The 21,607-nt window shown below is 61.3% G+C and carries 27 protein-coding genes; 6 read left to right on the top strand and 21 right to left on the bottom strand.

Annotation, left to right across the window (positions count from 1 at the left end; all coding sequences use genetic code 11):
- Positions 1-164 precede the first annotated feature (164 nt).
- Positions 165-989 carry a site-specific integrase gene (locus EA473_RS08625; protein WP_243645215.1) on the bottom strand — a complete coding sequence of 275 codons (825 nt, stop codon included), beginning with the start codon at positions 987-989 and terminating at the stop codon, positions 165-167.
- A 402-nt stretch (positions 990-1,391) separates the two neighbouring features.
- On the opposite strand from EA473_RS08625, the gene EA473_RS08620 reads away from it, so the two are divergent.
- Positions 1,392-2,006: an SIMPL domain-containing protein gene (locus EA473_RS08620; protein ID WP_124195251.1), complete on the top strand. Its 615-nt coding sequence runs from the start codon at positions 1,392-1,394 to the stop codon at positions 2,004-2,006.
- A 744-nt stretch (positions 2,007-2,750) separates the two neighbouring features.
- Here EA473_RS08620 and EA473_RS08615 read toward each other — a convergent pair.
- The 10 genes from EA473_RS08615 to EA473_RS08570 all read right to left on the bottom strand — a co-directional run bounded on the left by EA473_RS08615 (position 2,751) and on the right by EA473_RS08570 (position 11,588).
- Positions 2,751-3,794 (bottom strand): NAD(P)/FAD-dependent oxidoreductase, encoded by a 1,044-nt coding sequence (locus EA473_RS08615; RefSeq protein WP_124195250.1) that lies wholly within the window; start codon positions 3,792-3,794, stop codon positions 2,751-2,753.
- The gene (trxA, locus tag EA473_RS08610; RefSeq protein WP_124195249.1) at positions 3,791-4,150 is read right to left on the bottom strand and encodes a thioredoxin; all 360 of its coding nucleotides are present in this window, start codon (positions 4,148-4,150) and stop codon (positions 3,791-3,793) included. The genes EA473_RS08615 and trxA overlap by 4 nt, the downstream gene beginning before the upstream one ends.
- A 255-nt stretch (positions 4,151-4,405) precedes the next feature.
- A complete protein-coding gene (locus tag EA473_RS08605) occupies positions 4,406-5,632 on the bottom strand; it encodes a sensor histidine kinase (RefSeq protein ID WP_124195248.1) in 1,227 nt (408 codons plus the stop codon).
- 86 nt (positions 5,633-5,718) lie between these two features.
- Entirely contained in the window at positions 5,719-6,273 is a 555-nt protein-coding gene (locus EA473_RS08600) for a class I SAM-dependent methyltransferase (RefSeq protein ID WP_124195247.1), read from the bottom strand.
- 147 nt (positions 6,274-6,420) lie between these two features.
- Positions 6,421-8,466, bottom strand: coding sequence for a heavy metal translocating P-type ATPase (locus tag EA473_RS08595; protein ID WP_124195246.1), 2,046 nt, complete (start codon positions 8,464-8,466; stop codon positions 6,421-6,423).
- Between the two features lie 120 nt (positions 8,467-8,586).
- Positions 8,587-8,973: a type II toxin-antitoxin system VapC family toxin gene (locus EA473_RS08590; RefSeq protein ID WP_124195245.1), complete on the bottom strand. Its 387-nt coding sequence runs from the start codon at positions 8,971-8,973 to the stop codon at positions 8,587-8,589.
- Positions 8,970-9,206: an antitoxin VapB family protein gene (locus tag EA473_RS08585; protein ID WP_124195244.1), complete on the bottom strand. Its 237-nt coding sequence runs from the start codon at positions 9,204-9,206 to the stop codon at positions 8,970-8,972. The genes EA473_RS08590 and EA473_RS08585 overlap by 4 nt, the downstream gene beginning before the upstream one ends.
- A gap of 147 nt (positions 9,207-9,353) precedes the next feature.
- Positions 9,354-9,815 carry a DUF6691 family protein gene (locus EA473_RS08580; protein ID WP_207890159.1) on the bottom strand — a complete coding sequence of 154 codons (462 nt, stop codon included), beginning with the start codon at positions 9,813-9,815 and terminating at the stop codon, positions 9,354-9,356.
- A 1-nt stretch (position 9,816) separates the two neighbouring features.
- The gene (locus EA473_RS08575; protein ID WP_124195243.1) at positions 9,817-10,374 is read right to left on the bottom strand and encodes a YeeE/YedE family protein; all 558 of its coding nucleotides are present in this window, start codon (positions 10,372-10,374) and stop codon (positions 9,817-9,819) included.
- 20 nt (positions 10,375-10,394) lie between these two features.
- Positions 10,395-11,588: an MBL fold metallo-hydrolase gene (locus EA473_RS08570; RefSeq protein WP_124195242.1), complete on the bottom strand. Its 1,194-nt coding sequence runs from the start codon at positions 11,586-11,588 to the stop codon at positions 10,395-10,397.
- Between the two features lie 246 nt (positions 11,589-11,834).
- On the opposite strand from EA473_RS08570, the gene EA473_RS08565 reads away from it, so the two are divergent.
- The 4 genes from EA473_RS08565 to EA473_RS08550 all read left to right on the top strand — a co-directional run bounded on the left by EA473_RS08565 (position 11,835) and on the right by EA473_RS08550 (position 13,956).
- Positions 11,835-12,080: a sulfurtransferase TusA family protein gene (locus tag EA473_RS08565; protein WP_124195241.1), complete on the top strand. Its 246-nt coding sequence runs from the start codon at positions 11,835-11,837 to the stop codon at positions 12,078-12,080.
- Position 12,081: 1 nt separating this feature from the next.
- Positions 12,082-12,690, top strand: a complete 609-nt coding sequence (locus EA473_RS08560; protein WP_124195240.1) for a DsrE/DsrF/DrsH-like family protein — start codon at positions 12,082-12,084, stop codon at positions 12,688-12,690.
- Positions 12,691-12,693: 3 nt separating this feature from the next.
- A complete protein-coding gene (locus EA473_RS08555) occupies positions 12,694-12,945 on the top strand; it encodes a HalOD1 output domain-containing protein (RefSeq protein ID WP_124195239.1) in 252 nt (83 codons plus the stop codon).
- Positions 12,946-13,074: 129 nt separating this feature from the next.
- Complete coding sequence (locus EA473_RS08550) at positions 13,075-13,956, top strand: universal stress protein (RefSeq protein ID WP_124195238.1); 882 nt, start codon at positions 13,075-13,077, stop codon at positions 13,954-13,956.
- Between the two features lie 102 nt (positions 13,957-14,058).
- On the opposite strand, the gene EA473_RS08545 is transcribed toward EA473_RS08550, so the two are convergent.
- The 7 genes from EA473_RS08545 to EA473_RS08515 form a co-directional block, all read right to left on the bottom strand.
- Positions 14,059-14,847 carry a class I SAM-dependent methyltransferase gene (locus EA473_RS08545; protein WP_243645214.1) on the bottom strand — a complete coding sequence of 263 codons (789 nt, stop codon included), beginning with the start codon at positions 14,845-14,847 and terminating at the stop codon, positions 14,059-14,061.
- Positions 14,819-15,280 (bottom strand): DUF2267 domain-containing protein, encoded by a 462-nt coding sequence (locus EA473_RS08540; RefSeq protein ID WP_124195237.1) that lies wholly within the window; start codon positions 15,278-15,280, stop codon positions 14,819-14,821. Before EA473_RS08540 ends, EA473_RS08545 begins: the two co-directional genes overlap by 29 nt.
- 182 nt (positions 15,281-15,462) lie before the next feature.
- On the bottom strand, positions 15,463-15,828 hold the full coding sequence (locus tag EA473_RS08535) for a DUF7344 domain-containing protein (RefSeq protein WP_124195236.1): 366 nt from the start codon (positions 15,826-15,828) through the stop codon (positions 15,463-15,465).
- A 334-nt stretch (positions 15,829-16,162) separates the two neighbouring features.
- Entirely contained in the window at positions 16,163-16,567 is a 405-nt protein-coding gene (locus EA473_RS08530) for a helix-turn-helix domain-containing protein (RefSeq protein ID WP_124195235.1), read from the bottom strand.
- A gap of 140 nt (positions 16,568-16,707) precedes the next feature.
- The gene (locus tag EA473_RS08525) at positions 16,708-17,532 is read right to left on the bottom strand and encodes a YqcI/YcgG family protein (RefSeq protein ID WP_124195234.1); all 825 of its coding nucleotides are present in this window, start codon (positions 17,530-17,532) and stop codon (positions 16,708-16,710) included.
- Positions 17,533-17,686: 154 nt separating this feature from the next.
- Positions 17,687-18,220: an ArsR family transcriptional regulator gene (locus tag EA473_RS08520; protein WP_341538991.1), complete on the bottom strand. Its 534-nt coding sequence runs from the start codon at positions 18,218-18,220 to the stop codon at positions 17,687-17,689.
- A gap of 134 nt (positions 18,221-18,354) precedes the next feature.
- Positions 18,355-18,726 (bottom strand): thioredoxin family protein, encoded by a 372-nt coding sequence (locus EA473_RS08515; RefSeq protein WP_124195233.1) that lies wholly within the window; start codon positions 18,724-18,726, stop codon positions 18,355-18,357.
- Positions 18,727-19,018: 292 nt separating this feature from the next.
- On the opposite strand from EA473_RS08515, the gene EA473_RS08510 reads away from it, so the two are divergent.
- Complete coding sequence (locus EA473_RS08510; protein WP_124195232.1) at positions 19,019-19,372, top strand: DsrE family protein; 354 nt, start codon at positions 19,019-19,021, stop codon at positions 19,370-19,372.
- A gap of 46 nt (positions 19,373-19,418) precedes the next feature.
- Here the strand turns inward: EA473_RS08510 and EA473_RS08505 are convergent, their stop codons facing one another.
- From EA473_RS08505 to EA473_RS08495, 3 genes are all read right to left on the bottom strand, one after another.
- Positions 19,419-19,703, bottom strand: a complete 285-nt coding sequence (locus tag EA473_RS08505; protein ID WP_341538990.1) for an SHOCT domain-containing protein — start codon at positions 19,701-19,703, stop codon at positions 19,419-19,421.
- Positions 19,704-19,879: 176 nt separating this feature from the next.
- Entirely contained in the window at positions 19,880-20,305 is a 426-nt protein-coding gene (locus tag EA473_RS08500; RefSeq protein WP_124195231.1) for an OsmC family protein, read from the bottom strand.
- A gap of 228 nt (positions 20,306-20,533) precedes the next feature.
- The gene (locus tag EA473_RS08495; RefSeq protein WP_124195230.1) at positions 20,534-21,379 is read right to left on the bottom strand and encodes a universal stress protein; all 846 of its coding nucleotides are present in this window, start codon (positions 21,377-21,379) and stop codon (positions 20,534-20,536) included.
- Between the last annotated feature and the right edge of the window lie 228 nt (positions 21,380-21,607).

Below are 21,607 nucleotides of genomic sequence, written 5' to 3'. Positions count from 1 at the left end.
GTACGATTGGTGGTTGTTAGAAATTCATATCCCGTAGTGGTAAACTACAGCCGAGAGATAGGTATAGCCATATGCGATTTATAATATATTCCCGTTTACCCCTGATATGGGAATGGGTTCAGCAGATTCTCTCGGTCAGCCGAGCCCGCACATAGTCCTGGTGATTAATTGTTAAATGCTTCAGCCAGCCGTTCGCGCATCACTTCCCGACGTCTTCGACGTGCTTCCTCCTCACCGAGATAGTTTTCGACGACAACCCGTGCGTCCGAACTTCCTTGTTCTTCGGCAATCGTCTCAACCTGCGACGCGAGCGATTGCACGGCGTCGAGATACGTTCGATACCAGAACCGGCGTCCGAGCTGTGGTGTCGGCGTTTCACCGTGGATCCGGACACCGGCGTCTTTAGCTAACCTCTTGAATCGATTCGTCACTGTATCGGAGTTGATGTGACCGCTGTCAGCGGCACGCGAGGGGAACAAATACCCGTTCCACTGCTCACGGTCAGCCAACGCTTCGATCCGGTGTTCGAGCGTTTCGAGCCCGTACAGCAACGTTACCGCCCCTGGTCCATTCTTTCGGTTCTCTCCAAAGTCGATCCGCGGGTTATCGTCTGAAAGCACGAACTGGCTATGGTGTAACGCCGCGACCTCGCCTCGACGAAGGCCCCACGCGCAGGTGGCCAGAACCAGCAACCGATCCTCGAGTCCGTCGCCGGCGTCGAGAACCTGCTGGATGTCCACGGCCTCGAGCGCCGGGAGATCACGGCTGTCCCGATCATCAGGTGTTTCGCGTGTCCATTTCGAGTACACCGACTCACGAAAGTCCGCGACTGGGTTGTACGTCGCGACGCTTCGAACCGCGTTCAGGTACTTGTAGAAGTCGTTCACGTCAGCAAGATGGTGAAGCTTCGATTGCGGACTCCTGAGTTCAACATCGAGTTCGTCGAAGACGGCCATTGCCCGCTGGTTCTCCTCAGGAGCCGTGAGCACTTCTCGCCACCACCTGTTCGTTCCTCAAACCCTCATCTAGACAGTGCCAATTATTGAATCATCGAAAACAGGTAAGAAGATTTGTCCGACATAAGGACGATGTCGGCCGTCTCAAGGGCGATGTTGGTACCAACGCCGTCATGCCGACGCTGATAGACTATTCTGTAAGAGATATCTGTTACAGAAATCTGTAACAGTAAACTGTTTCTGGAGAAAGTGCCGACAGAAGCCCATGGAAACAAATTCGACAGGCTCGCTTCGCGGTTTCCGGTAGATATTCTCGAATATTAGCTGCCCACAGAGGTACCTCACTTGGTTCGAATGCTGTGCGGAGGGTCGCCAGTCGAATGTCTGATAAGAACTAATGAATTGGGCCTCGTCTAGAGGGACACGGTCGATCATATGTCCACTCGAACTATTACGACTACAGCAACGGCACAGCGTAAGCAAACACCGGATCGTGCGACAGTCGAAGTGATCGCAATCGGCGAGGGTGATTCAGTGTCGGTTGCTCGAACGACTGCCCGTGATTGTGCGACCACGATTCGGGAGTCGGTGACTGCCGTCTCCGCTGATCAGATTCGGACAGTTAACCTGCAGGCCGAAAGTACCGCTGAGATGTTCGATCCTGCTACAGACGCAGCGTATCAGGCAACGGAACACCTCCATATCGAGTGTGTACCGGAAGCCGCCGAGGAGGTCGTAGTCGAGGTAACGGATGCGGGAGGTACTGTTCGAACCGTCCAGTTCTCCCTTCACGAAGAAGTTCACCGGCAACTTCAGAACGAGGCCCTGACTGGTGCAATGGAACGGGCTCAGGAGAAAGCCGAACTGATTGCAGCGACCGACGGACTATATTTGGCTGGAATACAGAACGTGACAACGAACGACGTGGGCACAGGAATGGAGAGTATCGTCGATGAGGCGCTGGCTTCCGGACCCGATACTGACGTCTGCCCGAACCCAATCACGATTTCAGAATCCGTTGAGGTCACCCACGAACTCACGGAGGACTGATGGACGCCGTTGGACGAGCTATTCGTTGGGACGCTTGACAACGCCGAAACCACCATGTTGCTCCACGAACAGCGGTCAATCGCCACCATCTCTGCGATGCACCCCGTATCACCTGTCTCGAGCGTGTGCGATCGATCAACTCACTCGTTGTGCAGGGGACCACGACCGAAACTCGAGACTTCACACCGGTACGACACAACAAAGTGAGTCAGGCTGGACCTGAACTTCCACGACGGTGATCTCAAGATTGTCGGATCCGGTCGTGGTGAACGCCAACTCTTGGGGGGTAAACTCTTCGTCGCTCTCGAAAGCCTGGACCGACGGGGTAACCCCCTTCTATACTAGTCGGTTTTTGCTCCGGACTTCCCTGGACATCAGCCGCAGTCTTGCGATTTTACCCTGGACATCCCTGCCAGGCATTTTCCATTCTCCGGAATGCCTGGACGGCAATGATTGCGGATGAAAACCACCGGATACGTGAGTACTGCGATAATGACGGATGCATTGATCCCCAGGGGAACGGAATCGGTATCCGCTACTTCCTCACAGATTCAGGACCAGTCCGTGCGGAGGAACCGGGATGACGATCCGGAAGGTCGCTTCGAACGTCGATCGAAAACGCGGTTCGACGATCAGATACGGTTTACTGTACGTCGTTACCGGAGTGACCGCGGGACAGCGCCCGGTCGCTCCGGTACACAGTGACAGCAATCCGTATGAGACTGACACTCGAGAGTTCGACGGTTACTGTGAGACTTCGATCGGTTGCGTCTCCACGTGCTCGAGCGTCTCGAGATACGCTTCGGCGTCGAGGGCCGCCATGCTACCGGTTCCAGCGGCGGTGATCGCCTGCCGATAGCGCGGATCCGCGACGTCGCCGGCGGCGAAGACGCCGTCGACGGCCGTCACCGTCGTCACTCGGTCGGCGTCGTCCGATCGGGTGTGGAGGTACCCGGATTCGTCGCGCTCGACGCCGGTATCCTCGAGGAAGTCCGTGTTCGGCGTGTGTCCGATTCCGTAGAACACGCCGCCGACGTCGACGGTCTCTCGAGTGACCTCGAGTCCCGCGTCCGCTTTGTCGGTGGGGTGGCCCTCGGGATGTGAGATCAGGGTTGCGCCGGTGACTCCGTCGGCCTGCGATCCGTGGAGCGCCTCGAGTTCTGTGTTCCAGCGAAAGTCGACGTCCTCGTGCTCGCGGGCTCGCTCGGCCATGATCTCGGACGCCCGCAGCTCGTCGCGGCGGTGAACCACCGTGACGCTGTCGGCGAACTTCGCGAGGAACAGCGCCTCTTCCATCGCGCTGTCGCCACCGCCGACGACGAGCACGTCGTCGCCGCGATGGAACGCGCCGTCACAGGTGGCACACGTCGAGAGGCCGTAGCCCATGAGTTCGTCCTCCCCGTCGGCACCGACCCAGCGAGCGCTCGCACCGCTCGCGACGATCAGCGCGCGCGCTCGCAGTATTTCGCCCGTCGAAAGCTCGAGTTCGTACGGCCGACGCTCGAGGGACGCGTTTTCGACGGTGCCGTGGGTGAACTCGGCACCGAAGCGTGCCGCTTGCTCCTTGCCGTTCTGGATTAGCTCCATGCCGCCGACCCCCTCGGGAAATCCGAGGTAGTTCTCCACGTCGGTCGTCAGCGTCAGTTGACCGCCGGGTTCGGGTCCCTCGAGTACCAGCGGCTCGAGGTCGGCCCGAGCGGCGTACACTGCTGCTGAAAGCCCGGCGACGCCGGAGCCGACGATCACGACCTCGTGGACGCGTTCGGATTCAGCTTTTCCCTCGTTCATTCGGTGTATTCCTCGATCAGTCCGCGAAGTCGCTCTGCCGGCAGTGCGCCGGTTCGCTGTTCGACCTGGTCGCCGTCCGCAAAGAGGACCAGCGTCGGAACGCCTCTGACGCCGTACGAACCCGCGAGCTGCTGGTTGTCGTCGACGTCGACTTTCGCGATCACGGCGTCCGTTTCACTCGCCAACCCGTCGAGGATCGGCTCGAGCATCTTGCACGGCCCACACCACGACGCGAAGAAGTCGACGAGTACGACGTCGGCCCCTTCGACGATCGAATCGAGGTGATCCGCGCCCTCCACGTAGATCGGTTCGTCGAACTGTCCGTCGGTCGACTCCGGGTGGATATCAGTCGTCATCAGGTATCCGTATGAGCTGGCGGTGTTTAAAGGTTTTGTGTGAACTGCACAATATAGTCCTGACCAATGAATACTCATTAGCCGTCGAATCAATCAGCTTGGCGGACGAGCCTGCACCCGTGTAGCGGATAACCTTGGAGTGTAGGAACAATTCTGTTGGTAGAGGAGACGAGAAACGGGGTGATCGATATTCATCGAGGGCCTCGAACCGTCGGCAGAGGACACAACGTCGCTACGCATCGCGCTGGCGCTCGATTACTGATCGTTCCGCTGCAGTGGACGATCGGCGTCGTGTGTACTGACTGCGGGAAGGGTCATCGAAATCGTCGTTCCAGCACCAGGTTCGGAGTCGATCCAGATATCGCCGCCGTGGCGCTCGATGATCCGTTTGCACAGCGCTAATCCGATACCGGTCCCGGCACGTTCCTCCTGGGTGTGGAGTCGCTGAAATACCTCGAAGATCCGCTCCTGGTCCGCCGGATCGATACCGATCCCGTCGTCGGTGACGGCGATCACCCAGTCGTCGGCGTCGATCTCCACAGTAGCATCGCGTCGTTCCGATGGGCGTGGCGTCTCGCCTCGCTCGGCATCGATCTCGATCCGCGGCGGGCCACCTTCGGTGTCGCTGTACTGGATCGCATTCGCCAGGACGTTCTGGAACAGTTGCCGAAGCTGACTGGCGTCGCCTTCGACGCGGGGCAGTTCGGCGCACTCGATTTCGGCGTTCGACTCCTCGATTCGTAGCTCGAGGTTTCTGCGGACGTCGTCGAGCACCGCCTCGAGGGAGACGGGTTCGAACGGGTCCCCTTGCGTGTCCACACGAGAGTACTGGAGCAGGCCGTCGATCATCTCCGTCATCCGTTCCGAGCCGTCGAGGGCGTATTCGAGGAACTCGATGGCTTCCTCGTCCAACTCCTCGCCGTGACGGTCGTCGATCAGTTGCAGGTAGCTCGACACCATCCGCAGGGGTTCTTGCAGATCGTGACTGGCGGCGTAGGCGAACTGTTCGAGTCGCTCGTTCGACTCCGCCAGGCGTACCTGCGTTCGTTCGAGCTGTCGCTTTCGTCGCTCGAGTTCGAGTTCGCGGGTCTTTGCGCGTGCGTCGAAGATTCCAACGGCGAAGCCGGCGACGCCGGCGAACCCAGTGAGGATCGGCAACGATCGCTGCGGTTCGGAGAGGCCGATGTCGGGCTGGACGTGATAGAGCGTGAGAATGGCGAGCATCACGCCGATTCCGGCGAGCGTGCGGCCGAAGACATCGCGATAGAACTGCGGCGCGATATCGGTTCGTGAAAGGCGGTACCCGCCGCCGACGAGGACGAGACCGGAGCCGCCAATAAAGGCGAACGTGACGAGAACGGAACCGACCGATTCGTCGTGCGAGGTCGGAACGACCGCGGTCACGATCGCCACGAGGAGATACAATGCGCCGAGCGCGCATACGAGGTGTCTCCCGTCGATCGAAACGGGGCCCTGTGACATTACTGAGGACTATTGAAGCGGTGATACAATAACGGTTATGTACGGTTTTACGGCTCGACCGACCAACAGACGGCCCGAACGCTACGTTACCGACGGGCAACGACAGCCAGCGTCTCCGGACGGTCGTGGACTCGATCGACGGTGAACTCCGCGTTCTCGAGTTGATTTACGACCTCGTCGACCCCGAATCGTTCATCCATCGGCGGTCCCTCCTCGCCGGTCCCCGAAGCGGACCAGTCGACGGTCACCAGGCGACCCTCCGGTCGAACGACGCGGGCGAGTTCCCTCATCGTCTCGTCGGTCGCGTATTCGTGGTGTGTCATCGTCGAGAACGCCGCATCCAGTTCGTCGTCGTCGAACGGCAACGAGTCGACGTCCGCCGTGACCAGTTCCACGCTCTCTACAATCCCCACTTCACGATGGTACTCGTGCATCTCTTCCTGTACGTCGACCGCGTACAGCGTCTCGACGAACGGAGCGACCTCGCGCGAGTAAAAGCCCGTCCCCGAACCCAGGTCCGCGACGCCGGCACCGGACTCGAGACTGAGCATCTCGAGTAGTTCCTCGCGAGAGCAGAACCGGTATCGTGACGGATCCTCGAGCGCGTCGGCGCGATCGGTCGGGAACGTGTGAAATCCCATGCGTGTACGATTGGGCGTCAGTCACAAGAGTGTGCGCTTTTGCACCCGATCGGGACGATCGCGTCCTCATACGGTCTGCTATGAGTCTTTACCGGTCGATCGCAGAACGGTGGGCGATCGACCGGCAATCAGTCATAGCAAACCGTATCAGCCGTCGAAACGGAGCAGACGCAGTCCGATCAGACTGACGAGGACGGTCGACCCCTCGTGACCGACCACCGCGACCGGGAGCGGAATTCCCGCCGTCAGAATCGCGATCACCATGATCGCGATCGCACCGAACGCGATGGCGAAGTTGATATACAGCGTTCGTCGCGTCTCCTTGCTGAGCGCGAACGCGTACGGGAGCCGATCGAGTTTGTCCGACATGAGAACGATGTCGGCCGTCTCGAGGGCGACGTCGGTGCCGGCGCCACCCATGCCGACGCTGATATCGGCCGTCGCGAGTGCTGGGGCGTCGTTGACGCCGTCGCCGACCATCGCGACGGCCTCGTGGCGCTCCTGTAGCGTCTCGACGTGCTCGACTTTCTCCTCGGGAAGCAACTCCGCGTACACCTCGTCGATGCCGAGTTCGTCCGCGATGTACCGGGCGACCCGTTCGTTGTCCCCCGTGAGCATCACGATCTGTTCGACGCCCCGCTCGCGGAGTTGCTGGATCATCGCCGCCGCATCCGGTCGGATCGTATCGGTGAACGCGAGCCACCCGAGAACGGACAGACGGTCGTCTCCGGAAGTGCCATCAGCGGTTTCGCCCACGACGAGGACGCTCGTCTTTCCGCTTGACTCGAGGTCGCGGACGGCCTCGAGACCGGACTCGAGGCCGTCGATCGGACGCCCGTCCAGGACGGTCTCGACGTACCGCGGATTTCCGATGTGGATCGTCCGGCCCTCGACGGTCGCGTGGACGCCCTTGCCAACGACGGCCTCGAAGTCACTCGAATCGGGAATCTCGAGCGAGCGCTCCTCGGCGAGCCCGACGGTTGCCTCCGCCAGATGGTGTTCCGATCGAGACTGGACGGCGGCCGCCAGCGCGAGCAACGCGTCGTCAGTCAACGCCGCGTCCTCGACGGTGCTCCGACCGAGTGCGTCGACGTCGTCGACGGCACCCCCGTCCGTCGAGACGTTCCCGCGAGCGGTCACGTCGGTCAGCCGCGTGTTCCCCTCCGTCAGCGTTCCCGTTTTGTCGAAGGCGATCGCGTCGACGTTTCCGGCCGTCTCGATGTGTTCGCCGCCTTTGAACAGGACGCCCTGGCGGCCGCCGGCGGAGATCGCCGAGAGCACCGCCGCCGGCGTCGAGATGATGACCGCACAGGGCGAGGCCGCGACCATGAGCGTCATGGCGCGGTAGAACGTCGGCTCGAACGGGTGCTCTAGCAGCCAGAGTGGGAGCACGATCGCGACTGCCGTCATCGCGAAGACGCCCAGCACGTACGGCTGTTCGAAACGATCGATGAGTTGCTGGGTCGGCGCGCGCTTTTCTTGGGCCTTTTCGACCATATGGATGAGCCGCGAAATCGCCGACTCGTGGGACTCCCGGGTTACGCGGACCTCGAGGCTGCCCGTCTCGTTGATCGTCCCGCTGAACACCTCGTCTCCGGGTTCTTTCGGGACCGGAACCGACTCGCCAGTGAGCGACGACTGATCGACCGTGCTCTCGCCGGTTTCGACGACGCCGTCGAGTGGCAGTCGATCCCCGGGACGAACGACGAACACGTCGCCGACGTCGACGTCGTCGATTCGGGTCGTCACTTCCTCGCCGTCGCGGAGTATCCGGGCGGACTCCGGTCGCATCTCGATCAGCGACTTGATCGCGGTTCGCGAGCGCCCCATCGCGTACTCCTCGAGGACGCCCGACAGCGAAAACAGAAACAGAAGCATCGCGCCCTCGAACGGCGCGCCGATGTAGAGCGCGCCGAGTGCGGCGATAATCATCAGGAGGTCGATTTCCACCGCGGGCTCTCGTAACGCCGCGACGCTCGCTTTGAGCCCGTACCAGCCGCCGAAGACGTAGGCGACCGCATAACAGCCCCAGACGAACGACGACGGAGCGTCGAACCAGCCCCCGAGGAGTCCACCGACCATCCCGAGGAACGTGAGGGCGACGAAAACCGCCTGCCGCCGAACGTCCAGCCGTTCCGCCAGCCCTGCCGACTCGTCGGCGGCGACCGAAGCGGAACCCGAAGGCGTCTCCATGTGGGAACTTATCGTCTCCATCGAATAAACGTTCGTTTCGGCCGGCAGATACGTGAGAAGGGAGTCGAGAGGCGTCACTCCTGTTCGCACTATCCGCGCTTCTCATAATTCCGGACAGCCTCACCGATCGTAATGAATCGTCTCGAGGCCGTCGACGGCCTCGAAGTCGCCATCGCTGGTCACGATCGACGCGCCGTGGTGACGACAGACGCCGGCGATCATGACGTCCGCGACGTTGATTTGCGTCCCGTTCGCGAGCAGTTCCGCGTGAACGTGAGCAGCCTCGAGCGTCGCGTCCGCGTCGAAATCCAGCGGTTCCAGCCAGTCGAGACTCTCCGAGACGACGTCGATCGAACTATCGTCGGCCCACGCTGCGTCTCGGTACAACTCGAACAGGACGATCGTCGGAACGTAGTAAACGGGTTCGTCTCGCCGTTCCAGAAACGACCGAGCGGCGTCTCGTCCGCGAAGATAATCGACCAGAAACGACGAATCGAACGCGATCATTCTTCGTACCGTCCGTCGCGTCGGTCGTCGAACGCGTCGTCGAACGCGTCGTGGGTCCGTCCAGCAGCTTCGGCGAATCCATCGTCGTCAGCGAGCGCTCCGAAGCCCTTCATCACGTCCTCGTTCGCTTCGGTAAGCCGAAGAACGGTATCCGTGAAGCTTTCTCCCTCCCGCTTGTGCGATTTGAGTCGCTCGTAGGCTTCCTCGGTGATCGTCACCGTCTTCGTTGCCATGTGTACACGTAAACGTACGTGTACTCTCGGCATAAACGCACCGGTGGCCGACTACCGATCGAGCAGGAATCGGCTACTCCAGGGATCGAGGCGATCGCTCACGAAGTCCTCGAGCAGGATTGCAATGACGGAAAACAACGACTACAGTCAGTCAGCGCCTGCGGGCGTCGTCGCGGACTCGGCGCGCTGACTGCGCCAGAAGCCTTGCAGATAAGCGCCGACGAACATGCCAGCCAGCGCCCAGAGGATCGTCACGTTGCCGACGCCGAGGCTGGCGTAGGCCGCGCCCGGACAGATCCCTGACAGGCCCCAGCCGACGCCGAAGATTCCGCCGCCGATCAGGACGTTGCGGTCGAAGGATTTGAGCCGTCGACCGTAGGTGTCACCCGTCAGCGGCGCGCGCTCGAGCAGTCGCGGAACCAGTGCAAAGGCGATGCCGGTGACGACCGCCGCACCGCCCATCACGAACAGCAACCCGAAGTCCGTAAACTGCAGGAAGTTCAGGACGACCTCGGGACGGGCCATGTGGCTGAAGCCGAGCCCGAAGCCGAAGATCAGCCCACCGACGAAGATCAGCGGCATGAACAGGGGATGTCGATTTCGACTCATATTACGGTGTCACCCCCAGTGCCATCACGACCTGGGCCGTCCCGATCGCGACGATCAGGAACGTGATCACGCCCACGATCGACGTCTTCGAGGCCGAGCCGACGCCACAGACGCCGTGGCCCGAGGTACATCCTTTACCGATCCTGGTACCGATTCCGACGAGGATCCCGCCGAGGAACAGCCGCCAGGGCTGGACGTCGGTCAGCCAGATCGTCACCCCGCCGACCTCGCGCAACTCGCCAGTCCCACCGGGCTGGTAGAGTCCGCTCGAGACCAGTCCCGACTGGAACGTCAGCGCGTACACCGCCGCACCCGCGACGATGCCGAGCGTGAAGACGATCCGCCAGTCTCTCGAGCCGCGATACCGCTGGAACCGCGACTGCTGGGAGACGTAGCTCAGCGTCGACTCGAGAAACGTGCTCGCGCCGGCGGGAATGCCGGTGCCGAGATAGATGACGACGGCTCCGAGCCCGACGAGCAGTCCGCCGACGGCGTATCGGCTGATCCCGGCGGGAAACAACGTCTCGTACAGCGCGGGAGCGAAGAGTTCAGTGAGCATTCGGCTGGTGGGAAGTGGTGTCAGTCACCTGCCAGCGACTCCTGGCTGGCGGCGCAGTTGTTCGGGCCGAGCTCGAGTTCGAACGCCTCCTCGTCGTCGGCTTCTTGCTGGCCGAGATTCGTCGGGATGATGTCCTCGTAGTTTGCCGGACGGGGTGGCATATCCGAGAGGATCAACTCGACGAACTCGTCTTCCTCCATCGTCAGCGCGTCCATCTCCTCGGTAAGCTGGCCGATCGGTGCCGTGTAGGTGCCGTCGTCCGCGGGTTCGGCGGCATCGCTGTAGTGAGCGCCACCGATCAGCGTGTCATCGGGCAGTGCCAGCACGCGCTCTCGCAGCGACTCGTAGAGCTGTGCGGCGGCCTCGGGTGCGCCGTCGTCCCCCTCCTCGAGGTCGGGGCGAGCGACGCTCTCGACGAAGAGGCCGTCGCCCGTCGCCAGCAACTCGTCGTCGATCAGGTACGAGGTCATCCCGGAGGTGTGGCCGGGCGTGGAGACGGTCTCGATCGTGGCGTCGCCCACCTGGAACTCGTCACCGTCTTCGGCCAGGGTCATCTCGTCGGCGTAGGTGACCCCGCGGTCGACCGATGCTTCGGGGATGACGCCCTCGACGCCCTCCTCGGCGAGGTTGCGGACGCCCGAGATGTGGTCCGCGTGAACGTGCGTGTCGATCGCGTACGTCAGGTCGACGCCCAGTTCTTCGGCGTCCGCGAGGTAGCGGGCCGTGAACGCGCGCAGCGGGTCGATCACGGCCGCCTCGTTGCCGTCGACGAGGAAGTATCCGAGACAGCCACTCGAGGGACGCTGGTACTGATAGAGCGTCCCGGAACCGCCGTAGCGTTCGACCTCGACGCGCTCGTAGATTCGCGCCCAGCCGTTCATCCCGTCCTCGAGGTGGTTCACGTCGTAGCCGTACTCTTTGAGCGATCCGGCAACGAACTCGCTAGCACCGCCTTTCGCACAGAGAACCGTAACGTCCCGATCGTCCGGAATCTGCACAAGCACGTCCTCGTCGATCTCCTCGTCGAGGAACTCGAAGTACGGAACGTTGATCGAATCGACGTTCTCGCCGTCGATGCGCCACTCGTCGTAATCCGACTCCATCCGCGCGTCGAGGAGTGTGACGTTCTCTCCTGCGTCGATACGCCCTTTCAACTCGGCCGACGTCACCGAATCGATCTCGACGTCCGGCGTTGGAAACTCCATGTCGTCCATGTTGTACACTGCTCAGTACCGGCCGCTGGCACTTAAGGATTTGCATAGTATTTCCCCTATTGCACAATATAGTGTTCTACAGACGAAAGCTTATACCCAGTCACCACGCGTGAGTTTGGGTGTTAGCACGATTATGGGGTATCCTGACATACAAAGGATGTTCGAGGGCAGCACAATAATCGATACCCTTTTATGCGAGTGTCCAATATTGTGTGATAGCTCCAATACAGAGCACAAAGATCGATCATGAGTTCGGAATACGATACCACGGAGACGCTCGACGTGAAAGGACAGTCCTGTCCGATGCCAATCGTCAAGACCAAACAGGCGATCGACGGCCTCGAGGCCGGCGACGTGCTCGAGGTCGTGGCGACGGATTCGGGAAGTATGAGTGACATTCAGGGGTGGGCAGCAGGTACCGACGGCGTCGAACTCCTCGAGCAGGTCGAGGGGGACGACCTCTACACCCACTACGTGAAGAAGACGGCGTAAGATGAGTACGGACAATCCCACGACGACGGCCGAGGACGGGAAAGCCGAGCCCGAGTCAGAGCCCGAGTTCGACCCCGCCGAGTTGCAGGCGCTTCGCGAACGCGTCGACGAACTCGAGGCGTCCGTCGCCGATAGCGACGGGGCCGACGACCAAAAGCGGATGACGATCATCGCGACCCAGGGGAGTTTCGACATGGCGTACCCGCCGTTGATCCTCGCGAGTACCGCGGCGGCCTTCGGCTGGGACGTCGTCGTCTTCCATACGTTCTGGGGGCTCGACATACTCCACGAGGAGAAGTCGAAAAACCTCAAGCTGAGCGCCGTCGGTAACCCGAACATGCCGGTCCCGAACGCCGTCGCCGCCCTCCCCGGGATGGACCGGATGGCGACGAGAATGATGCAAAAGAAGATCGACGAGAACGGGACGGCGACGATAGAGGAACTCATCGAGCTCTCGCTGGAAACCGGCGTCGATCTCCAGGCCTGTCAGATGACGATCGAGTTGATGGACTACGACGAAGACGACTTCTACGACGGCGTCACGACCGGCGTCGGCGCAGCAACCGCGCTGCAGCACATGGTCGACGCCGACATCCAGCTTCTGGTATAGGCCATGGACGAATCGGAATCGGCGTACGCGTTTTCGAAGCCGAGCATGCGCGTCCTCGCGGCGATCGCCGACGCGGAAGGCGTCTCCCCGGCCGCCCTCGAGCCGCCGCTTACCGACGTCGTCGACACTGCAGCCCTGGATCGGTTGTTCGAATCGACTGCGTCCGACGCCTCGACTCGACGCGGTCGCGTTTCGTTCAGGTATCGGGGGTACGAGATAACGGTCGATTCGGACGGCACCGTCGACGTGGCGTAATCACGAGACGGAATCTCGAGTTCACGATCCGCGCCCACGTGAAACCGCCTGGCGTGGGACTGGTTTTATCGCCATCGCCGGAAAACGGTATCGTGAGCGAGCCACGCTCACCCCACAACGGAGAAAACCATGCCACAGCACGTTCTCGTTCCGATCGACGGGTCGGATCACGCCTTCGCCGGTCTGGAGTACTGTCTCACCTCGTTCCCGGAGGCGACGGTCAGCGCCCTCTACGTCGTCGATCCATCCCAGGACCACGAGGCGACCGCCGGCTCCGCCGATACGTCGCTCGATCGCGCGGAGGACCGCGGTGAACGGGTACTCGACCGGGCGGTCGGACTGGCCGACGATTACGACCGCGAACTGCAGACGTCTCTCCGGATCGGCACGCCACACAAAGAGATCCTCGAGGTCACGAAGACGGACGTCGATCACGTCGTGATGGGGAGCCACGGTCAGTCGCCGATCACGCGGCCGTTTCTGGGACGCGTCAGCGAAGCTATCGTTCGACGGGCCCCGGTGTCGACGACCGTCGTCCCCGAGTCGACCGACGCGATTCGGAACCGCGATCTCCCCGGCTCGATTCTGGTTCCCCTCGACGGCTCCGAGCAGTCGATCGCTGCCCTCGAGTACGCACTCGAGACGTTTCCGAAAGCCACGTTCACCGCCTTTCACGCGCTGTCGCTTCCGTTCGACCGGTCACGCTCCGAAGTGCGGGGAACCTATCTCGAGGACATCCTCGACGATCGAGAGGCCCGCGCCGAACGGATCTTCGAACGGGCGACAACGATCGCCGACGAGCACGGAACGACGATCGAGACGGCGACGGGGAACGACGGGCCGACGAACGCAATCGTCGATTTCGCCCAGACGAACGGCTACGACCAGATCGTCATGGGCGGTCACGGGCGCTCGCTGGCAGTCACACTAACCGGAAGCGTCGCAGAACGCGTGTCGCGACGATCGCCACGAACGGTTACCCTCGTCCGTGGCGACCCCACGTCGAACTGATGCGGTTTACTGTAATTCACTGCCGGCGCACCCGCGACCCGGGCGGCGGGTGCGCCGGTAAACAGATACAGTAATCCGTATGAGACGATCCGTCGTTCGCGGTTACTCGGGCTCACACAAGACGACGTCGACGGGAAATCGCCAGACTGAGGACAGACGGTGCTCACGGATTCGAAAGCCGGCATCGAGGAGGGTATCGCGGACGTAGATCGGACGACAGTCGGCGAGCGTCGGAATTCTCGCGTGTATCCGTTCGTACGTCCGCGTCGTTAGTCCCGCGTCCCGTCGGGAGAGGGCGACGACACAGAGTCGACCCGATGGATCGAGCACTCGGCGCCACTCCGCGAGTACAGACAGAATAACGGGCGTATCGAAGAGCTCGAGGACGAAAGACGCGAAGAGAGCGTCGAAACAGCCGTCGCGAAACGGCAACGTCTCCGCGTCTCCGGCGATAACGAGCCCCGGCTCGAGACCGGCGGCGGCGAGCGACCCTCGCGTCTGTCGACACATCCCGTCGGCGACGTCGATCCCGACGGCCGTTCCGTCCGGTCCGACGGCCCGTGCGAGTTCGACGAGCGCAGTTCCGGTTCCGCAGCCGACGTCGAGGACGCATTCACCCGCCGTCGCATCGAGGAGGTCGAGTCCGGCACTCCGAGCCGACGATTCGAACGGGTCGGCAAACAGGTCGTACCAGCCACTGATCGAATCGTACCAGTCCCGAGCAGCCTCGGTCGATCGGGGAACCCGCACGATGGGGCCCGGTGGCTGGGCTGGCGGTTCGCTCGAGGAGGTCACATATCCGATCGGTCGTTCTCGTGGAACGTGGCCGGGGACGGGGAGCGTGTGGACGAACCGAACCCCGCTACGTATCCATCGATTGCGGTCCGCCACCGGTCTGTGCCTCCTCCGAGTCACCCCAGCCGCCCCCGTCGACGACCTCGAAGAGTTTGCCCCAGTTCTCGTCGTCCTCGCTTTCGGGTAGTTGGTCACGCAGCTGTTGAAAGTCGGAGGGAGGAACCAGCGTTTTTACGAGATCGATGATGACGCGGGCGTGATACGCCGCGTCCGCCGGATCCGCGTTCTCGATCTCGCTGACCCGCGAGACGAACTCTTGCCAGTCGAACCGCTCGCCGTGATCGTCGACGGCACCAGTCATGTACCACTTGATTTCGAGCGGAAGGGAAGCAGCGAGGTCCTCGGCGTTTCCCTCCGGGATCCGCTGGCCGAGCGTCATGAGCGTCGCCCGAATGGCACGAACCGTCCGACCGGTATCCGGAAACTCGAGTCGGTGCTGAATCTCTCCCGTAAACTCGTCGAAGTTCATCGTACTATCCACTCGGCGACCCGACGGCATCAAGCCACAGGCAACGTTCCCCATCCAGCGACTGTATCGAAGCGACGACTATCCGCGCAATCGACGTCTCGGCCCGCCGGATTCTCGTCCGTCGTGATTCGATCGTCGACCGATCCGTGATCCTCGAGTCGACGGTGCGGTTCCGTGAGTGTCTACACGTCCGTGAGTTCGCGACCGGACGCGGTCGCTTCGATCGCGGTGAGAACGTTCGAGACCAGTTCACAGTGGTAGTATCGGATCGTTTCGCCGTGCGCGTCGTATTCGATCAGCCCCTTCTCCTCGAGTAACGGTACGTGAACGTGGTGGAGCTCGATCGCCCACGTTTCGCCACCCACACCGTCGTCTACACTGGATACGTCGGTGAGCAATCGATCGACGCTGATCCAGTCGTCCTGCGCTCGCTCGAGAGCCGCGATAACGGTTCGGCGACGATCGTTTGCGAGGAGGCTGAAGACGTCGCTCACGTCACACGTACAGCGTTCGACGCCGTCTCGATCGACGATCAGGCACCTGGTCATAGCTTGTCGTAGAAATCACACTGGACGCATCTAAACACCACCAGGAGTTCCCGACGGATGGGAGATCTAGCCTCTGTGTCCGATCAACGGAGTTGAACAGTCGGTCCGATCGATCGTTCCGTCTGGGGTTCGACCGACGGAACCGATATTACCGAGCGACCAGTCCTGGTGATACGGTCTGCTGTAACTGTTTACCGGAGCGACCGCCGGACGGCTCGCGGTCGCTCCGGAAATGACTTACAGCAGACCGTATGAGGCGGAGTCGAATATCACATCGGGAGAGATGCACGACGGTCGTCGTCCGGGGAGGCGGACTGCCAGTACTGGGTGACAGTTAGCCTTCGACGGCTGGGGCGTTCTCGTTCGTGTGTTCGTACTTATCCTCGAACTCCTGTATGAGTTGACCCATCTTCGCGTACCAGTCGTTCAGCATCCGTTGCATGTCGTTTGCGATTTCGGTCGGGTCGGTCGGATAATACACGTGGTAGTATCCACCCTGGTCGTAGTTTATCTGTTCTTTCTGGATGAACCCACTCTGGAGCAGTCGCTGGATCGATCGGTACGCGGTCGAGCGCTCGCGGTCGACTCCGTCGGAAATTTCGTCGATTGTCAGCGGTTCGTCGCTCTCGACCAGCACCCGAAAGCACTCCTTATCGAGTTGTTTGAGACCGTGAATACACTCCAGAAGCCCTTCGCACTCCATGTCTTGCTGGAGTTGTTCTGACATCGAATTAGCCATTTTCTACCTCCGGATAGGGGGTACGGGAGTAAAAGGGTTTGTGAATATTGTACAATCACAGTGTCACGCGAGAAGCCTCGACACCGGTAGTACAAAAGGGAGATAGCGGTCACGGGGGTAACCGTCGGACCCAACCCACATCAGACGTGGGGTGATCGCGAGTTCCGGCCCCCTCTCAGCGCGTCGGATTTTGGGTGTTCGCGACTGATATTGATCGGACAGTCGTCCGGGGCCTGATCGTCGTTCTCCGAGAGCATGTACTGTGGCCACTCGCGGTCACCCTCGACACCCCAGTCGCCGAGGTCGGCGTGTGGACAGACTCCATCGTAGTCCTCGAGTCGATCCTGGATGACGTCCCGAGCACGCTGACCGGCTTCCGTGTCGGCAGTGACGTCCATATTCTCGAAGAGGCGACGCGGCTGGAACGTAATCTCGAGCCCGATGGGACAGTATCGACTCTTTCGGGTGTCGTAAAACGGTGCCCGACAGGTCGGAAACATCGGCTCGCCACCGAAGGAAAACTCCCAGTGGGGATCGTCGGGGTCGGTCGGAATCTCCTCGGGCCACGGCTCGGGATCGTGAACGTGGAGGAACTGGAGAACGTGCCACAGCGCGTCGTGGTACTCCGCCTCCGTCAACTCACCTCGAGGCGGCTTGAAAAACGTGACGAGAGAGGCTCGGTCGCTGTGATCTTCGTACACCTCCAGGTACTCGAGGATCGTTCGCCCGAGGTCGAGCAAAGCGTCGGCGTCGCTCAGCGAGGGGACGGCGGTGTACAACGGATCGCCGTTCGCGACGGATTCGACGCCGAAGTAACACGGAAACGGCGATTCGTTGCGTTCACCGAGGAGTCCGTCGCGGAACGTGTTCCAGTGAGCGCCGACCCAGTCGGGAGCGGCTCCGGATTCGACCCGCTTTTCGACGGTCGCCTGATCGCACAGACCACCAACGATGGGGCTGGCCATACGTAGCTAGATCCCAGTACTCGACGGACTTTTACCCTCCGATTTCGGTGAGGAATTCGGGGTTCTGACCGGAATTTCCGTAACGAGCGCAACCGCGAGCGGCCGCTCGCCACCCGCACTTTTCGGGACCCGAACTCGGCGCGGGTCCGACGAGCTACGCAGTTCGAGCCAACTCACGTTGTTCCGGAAAGAATCGATTAACTGACACCGATTCAGTTTCCGGCCTCGAGATGGGGCTCGTCGAACTCGAGTGCCGCCGAAACAGCGTCGGGAAGTTCCGGGCGTGGGGCCGACTCGTGACGTTCGACTTTCTCGGTTTTGCGCGTGTGTTTTCATAGAGGGCGCGGGCGACCGGGAGTCCACGCAGATACTTGTAATCGTGGAGGATTTCGACGCCTCGCTCCGTGAATCCGTAGAACTTCGAGGGGAGATCGCGTTTCTCCTCGCTCGGTTCGTACGTGTAACGTGCGAGGACTCCGGCGTCGATTAGCGTCTCCAGCTGGTCTTTGATGGCCGCCTGGCTCTTTCCAGTCATATACTCGAGTTCGGCGAGCGACATGAGGTGTGCGGGATGGCCGAGAAGCTCCTGAATAACGAGGTGGCGCGTATCCTGGGACAGCAGCTTGAAAAGCCGCTGCTGTTCCGCAAACGGCCCCGCATCGGCCGACCCAGTGTCGGTTTCGCTCATACGTGGTAGTACGGGGGGGACGACGCTATAACAGTTAAACCCACGCACACTGCGTCTCGAGGAACGACACTCGTTGCTTCCCAGTACAACCAACTCGATCGATACCGGACGTTCGGGCACACGAACACCGCCGGTTACGAGTCGGCGTGTGCCTCGAGTACGTTCACGAGCGTCTCGGCGGACTGAAATCCGTCGTCCAGTCGCTCGAGTTCCACACCGTCTTCGAGGACGAGAAGCGTCGGAACGCTCCGAACGTCGAACTCTGCGGCGAGCTCCGGGACGAGTCCGGCGTTTACGACGGCGACCGCACCCGGCGCGCTTCGCGCGACCGACCCGAGAACCGGTTCCATCGACGCGCAGATTCCACACCCGGACGTGACGAACTCGAGTAACACGAGGTCGTGGGACTCGAGCAGTTCGTCGTACTCGGTCGCGTCGTCCACCCAGACGGGCGTTTGCGCTGCGTTCGCTTCGGCGGTGGTTTCCGTGTGCGCTGTGTCGGTCATTGCTAGTTCGAGGGGCCGCGAGTATTTGAATATTGTGCAAAAATAGCACTACACCAGTTCCACATCAAGTCCGTCTCGACACGTCAGAACTGAGGACTTCCCCGGCGACACCTCTACCGCTAAACCGATGGTTTTTCCGGCGCGTGGTGGCTGTCGAGTGGAAAGAAGCGAAGTGGTCGACGGTCGCTTGCGGCATGGCCGTCGACACGTGGCTCGGATGTGCTCTTCGACCCCGTTTGACCTTCCCGTGCCAACCCGTTAGTTTATTATATTGGGTGCAGTATGCACAACTATGGCATCTCAGAACGCGACGCGACCCGCAAACAGCCTCGGAATCGTTCTCGAGACGGCGGATCCCGAACGTGCTTGGAACGCGTTTCGTCTCGGTATCACTGCCCTCGAGGACGGCCACGAGGTTTCGGTATTTCTCCTCGGGGAGGGCGTCGAGGCTGAAGAGATCACCGACGGCGAGTTCGACGTCCGAGATCGAATGGAGGCGTTCCTCGACGCTGGCGGCGATCTACAGGCGTGTGGAACCTGTCTGGAACTCCGGAACAGCGAGGAGAGCGAGTACTGTCCGATGTCGACGATGTCCGATCTTCTCGAGGTCGTGACGTCCTCCGATCGCCTGCTGACGATCGGCTAGTCCAGTTCGACTCGACCGGTGACGGCCCCCGATGCGTTCGTCCCGCCTACTTCTCACGCTGTAGTCGCTCGCGTCGGTTTGTGAACTCTTCGTCGGTGAGGTCACCGCGGGCGTAGGCAAGGCGTAGCTCCTCGAGTGCTTCGTCCCGGTCTCTCCGCTCGTCGCTTCCCGTTATTCTGTACAGAAGGTAGGTCCCAGCGAAGACGACTACCACCAGCGGAATCCAGATCGCCAGCCACGACGCCACCGCACCGAAGCCGTTTCCGGTTCCATCGGTCCACATGTGTCCGCCGCCCCACAGACCCATCATCGGCCAGGCAACGGCCATCATCAACACAGGTATCAGCGCAAGACGCCTGCGACGACGAGCAGTACGAGTCTGAGAAGATCGTTGTCTACGTCCATACTCGATCGTTCGTTGGGGTCGAGGATAAAACTGGTTCGCCAGGGAGTGTGTCTGGCGACACGAGCAATACACCCCGAACGCGAAACTACGTCCGTCCGCTCTCAGGCCGACTCCACGGCGACCTCGAGAGCGGTTTCGTTCTCGACGTTGTCGGTGACCGGACACCGATCCTCGACGGCGGCGAGCCAGGCCGCCAGTTCGTCATCGTCGGCATCGGCCACGACCGAGATCGTCACCTCGAGGTCCTGTAAGCCGGGGCGGACGTCGGATGGCTCGCCGCGGTAGCTGGCGTAGTCGACGTCTCCTTCGACCGATATTTCCATGTCGTCGATCTCGAGGTCCATATCGCGGGCGACCATCGTGGCCGTCGAGTTCAGACAGCCGATGATCGCCCCAAGGAAATACTCGACGGGATTGACGTCCTTGCCGACGACGAACTCGGCGTCACCGGTATCGATTCGGGTGCGTTTCGGACTGAGTCGTTCGCCCGTCAATTCGTACGTCGTCAGCGTCTCTGATCGTGTCATCGTTGAGTGTTGGGAATCGTTCGTTCGTCTCGTCCAGTACCGTCGCCGTTACACACGGTAGTCCGATGTGTGGCTGTTTAAGGTTTGCGCACATTACACAATATTGGCAACCATCGAACCGAGATCCACCGCTGGCCGATTGCGGCAACGGCAGTGGTCGGAGGATTGGCCCATCGACGGGGTGAGACTCGGTTTACACCACTGAGGGACGATAGTCCGAACCAGTCCTTACCGCGTCCGCTCGGGCGGAACGAGCATCACGTTTCCGTTCGCTCGAGCGACCAGATCCTCCGAGACGCTGCCGAGAAGCAATCGACGCAACCGGCTGTGACCGCGCGAACCGACGAGAATCGTGGTCGGATCGTACGTCGTTTCTGCGGCGAGTATCTCGTCGGTCGGGTCGCCACGACGGATTTCAGTCCGCGTCTCGATGCCCCACCCCTCGAGTTGCTCCGCACGTTCACCGAGTTGCGTTTCGGGATCGGTGTCGTCCGACGGTCCCGGATCCTTCGGCGTTTCGACGTGAACGAGCGTCGCTTCCTGCGTAGCATGGCGGAGATACGAAAACGCCTCGAACGCACGCTCGGCGTTATCCGAGAAGTCCGTCGCGTACAGCATCCGCTGGAAGAGATGTTGCCTGACAACGTCCGGGTCGTCGGCCGCGCGCTCGATTCGGTTGACGAGAAGCGGCGTCTCGGTCGTCCGCGCGAGGTTGCGCGCCGTCGAACCGATGACACGGTTCTCGAGGGGGCTCTTCCCTCGCGATCCCACCAGCGTCAAACTCGCGCCGATCGTTTCGGCGATGCCCCGGATCCGTCGATGCGGCGTGCCACGGACGACGTGTACGTCGACGTCGAATCCCGCGTCTTCGATGACGCGTTCGTAGCTCCTGATCGCATTTCGACGCCGCTTCTCGAAGTCGATACCGGGCATGCCCGCGTGGACGTTCGACGGGATTACCGTCACGAGGTGCATCTCCTCGATGCCGATGCGTCCGAGACACCCGAGACAGGTTTCGTTCTCGATGGTCGCCTCGCTGGCAGCCGACAGGTCGGTGGCGAGTACCGCTTTCATACTGGTCGTAGGTGACGACGGTATAATATTGTTTTGAATGCCCAATATAGTAGAGAATAGGAAACGAGTGACGGTCGCTTTCGGTGCGACCCCTTCGGAGCGTTAGAGCCATCCGGACTATCGATGCCGATCCAGAACGTCGATGGTATCCGGACGCTCGCGTCGATCAGCGACCGTGCGCATGTACACACGTCTGTCCACTGTCTCCACTGCAACTGTCCGCTGGCC

Source organism: Natrarchaeobius chitinivorans, from assembly GCF_003841505.1.
Taxonomy (GTDB): Archaea; Halobacteriota; Halobacteria; order Halobacteriales; family Natrialbaceae; genus Natrarchaeobius; species Natrarchaeobius chitinivorans.
Note: the sequence above shows the minus strand (reverse complement) of the source record. Positions and strands in the feature narration are given on the sequence as shown.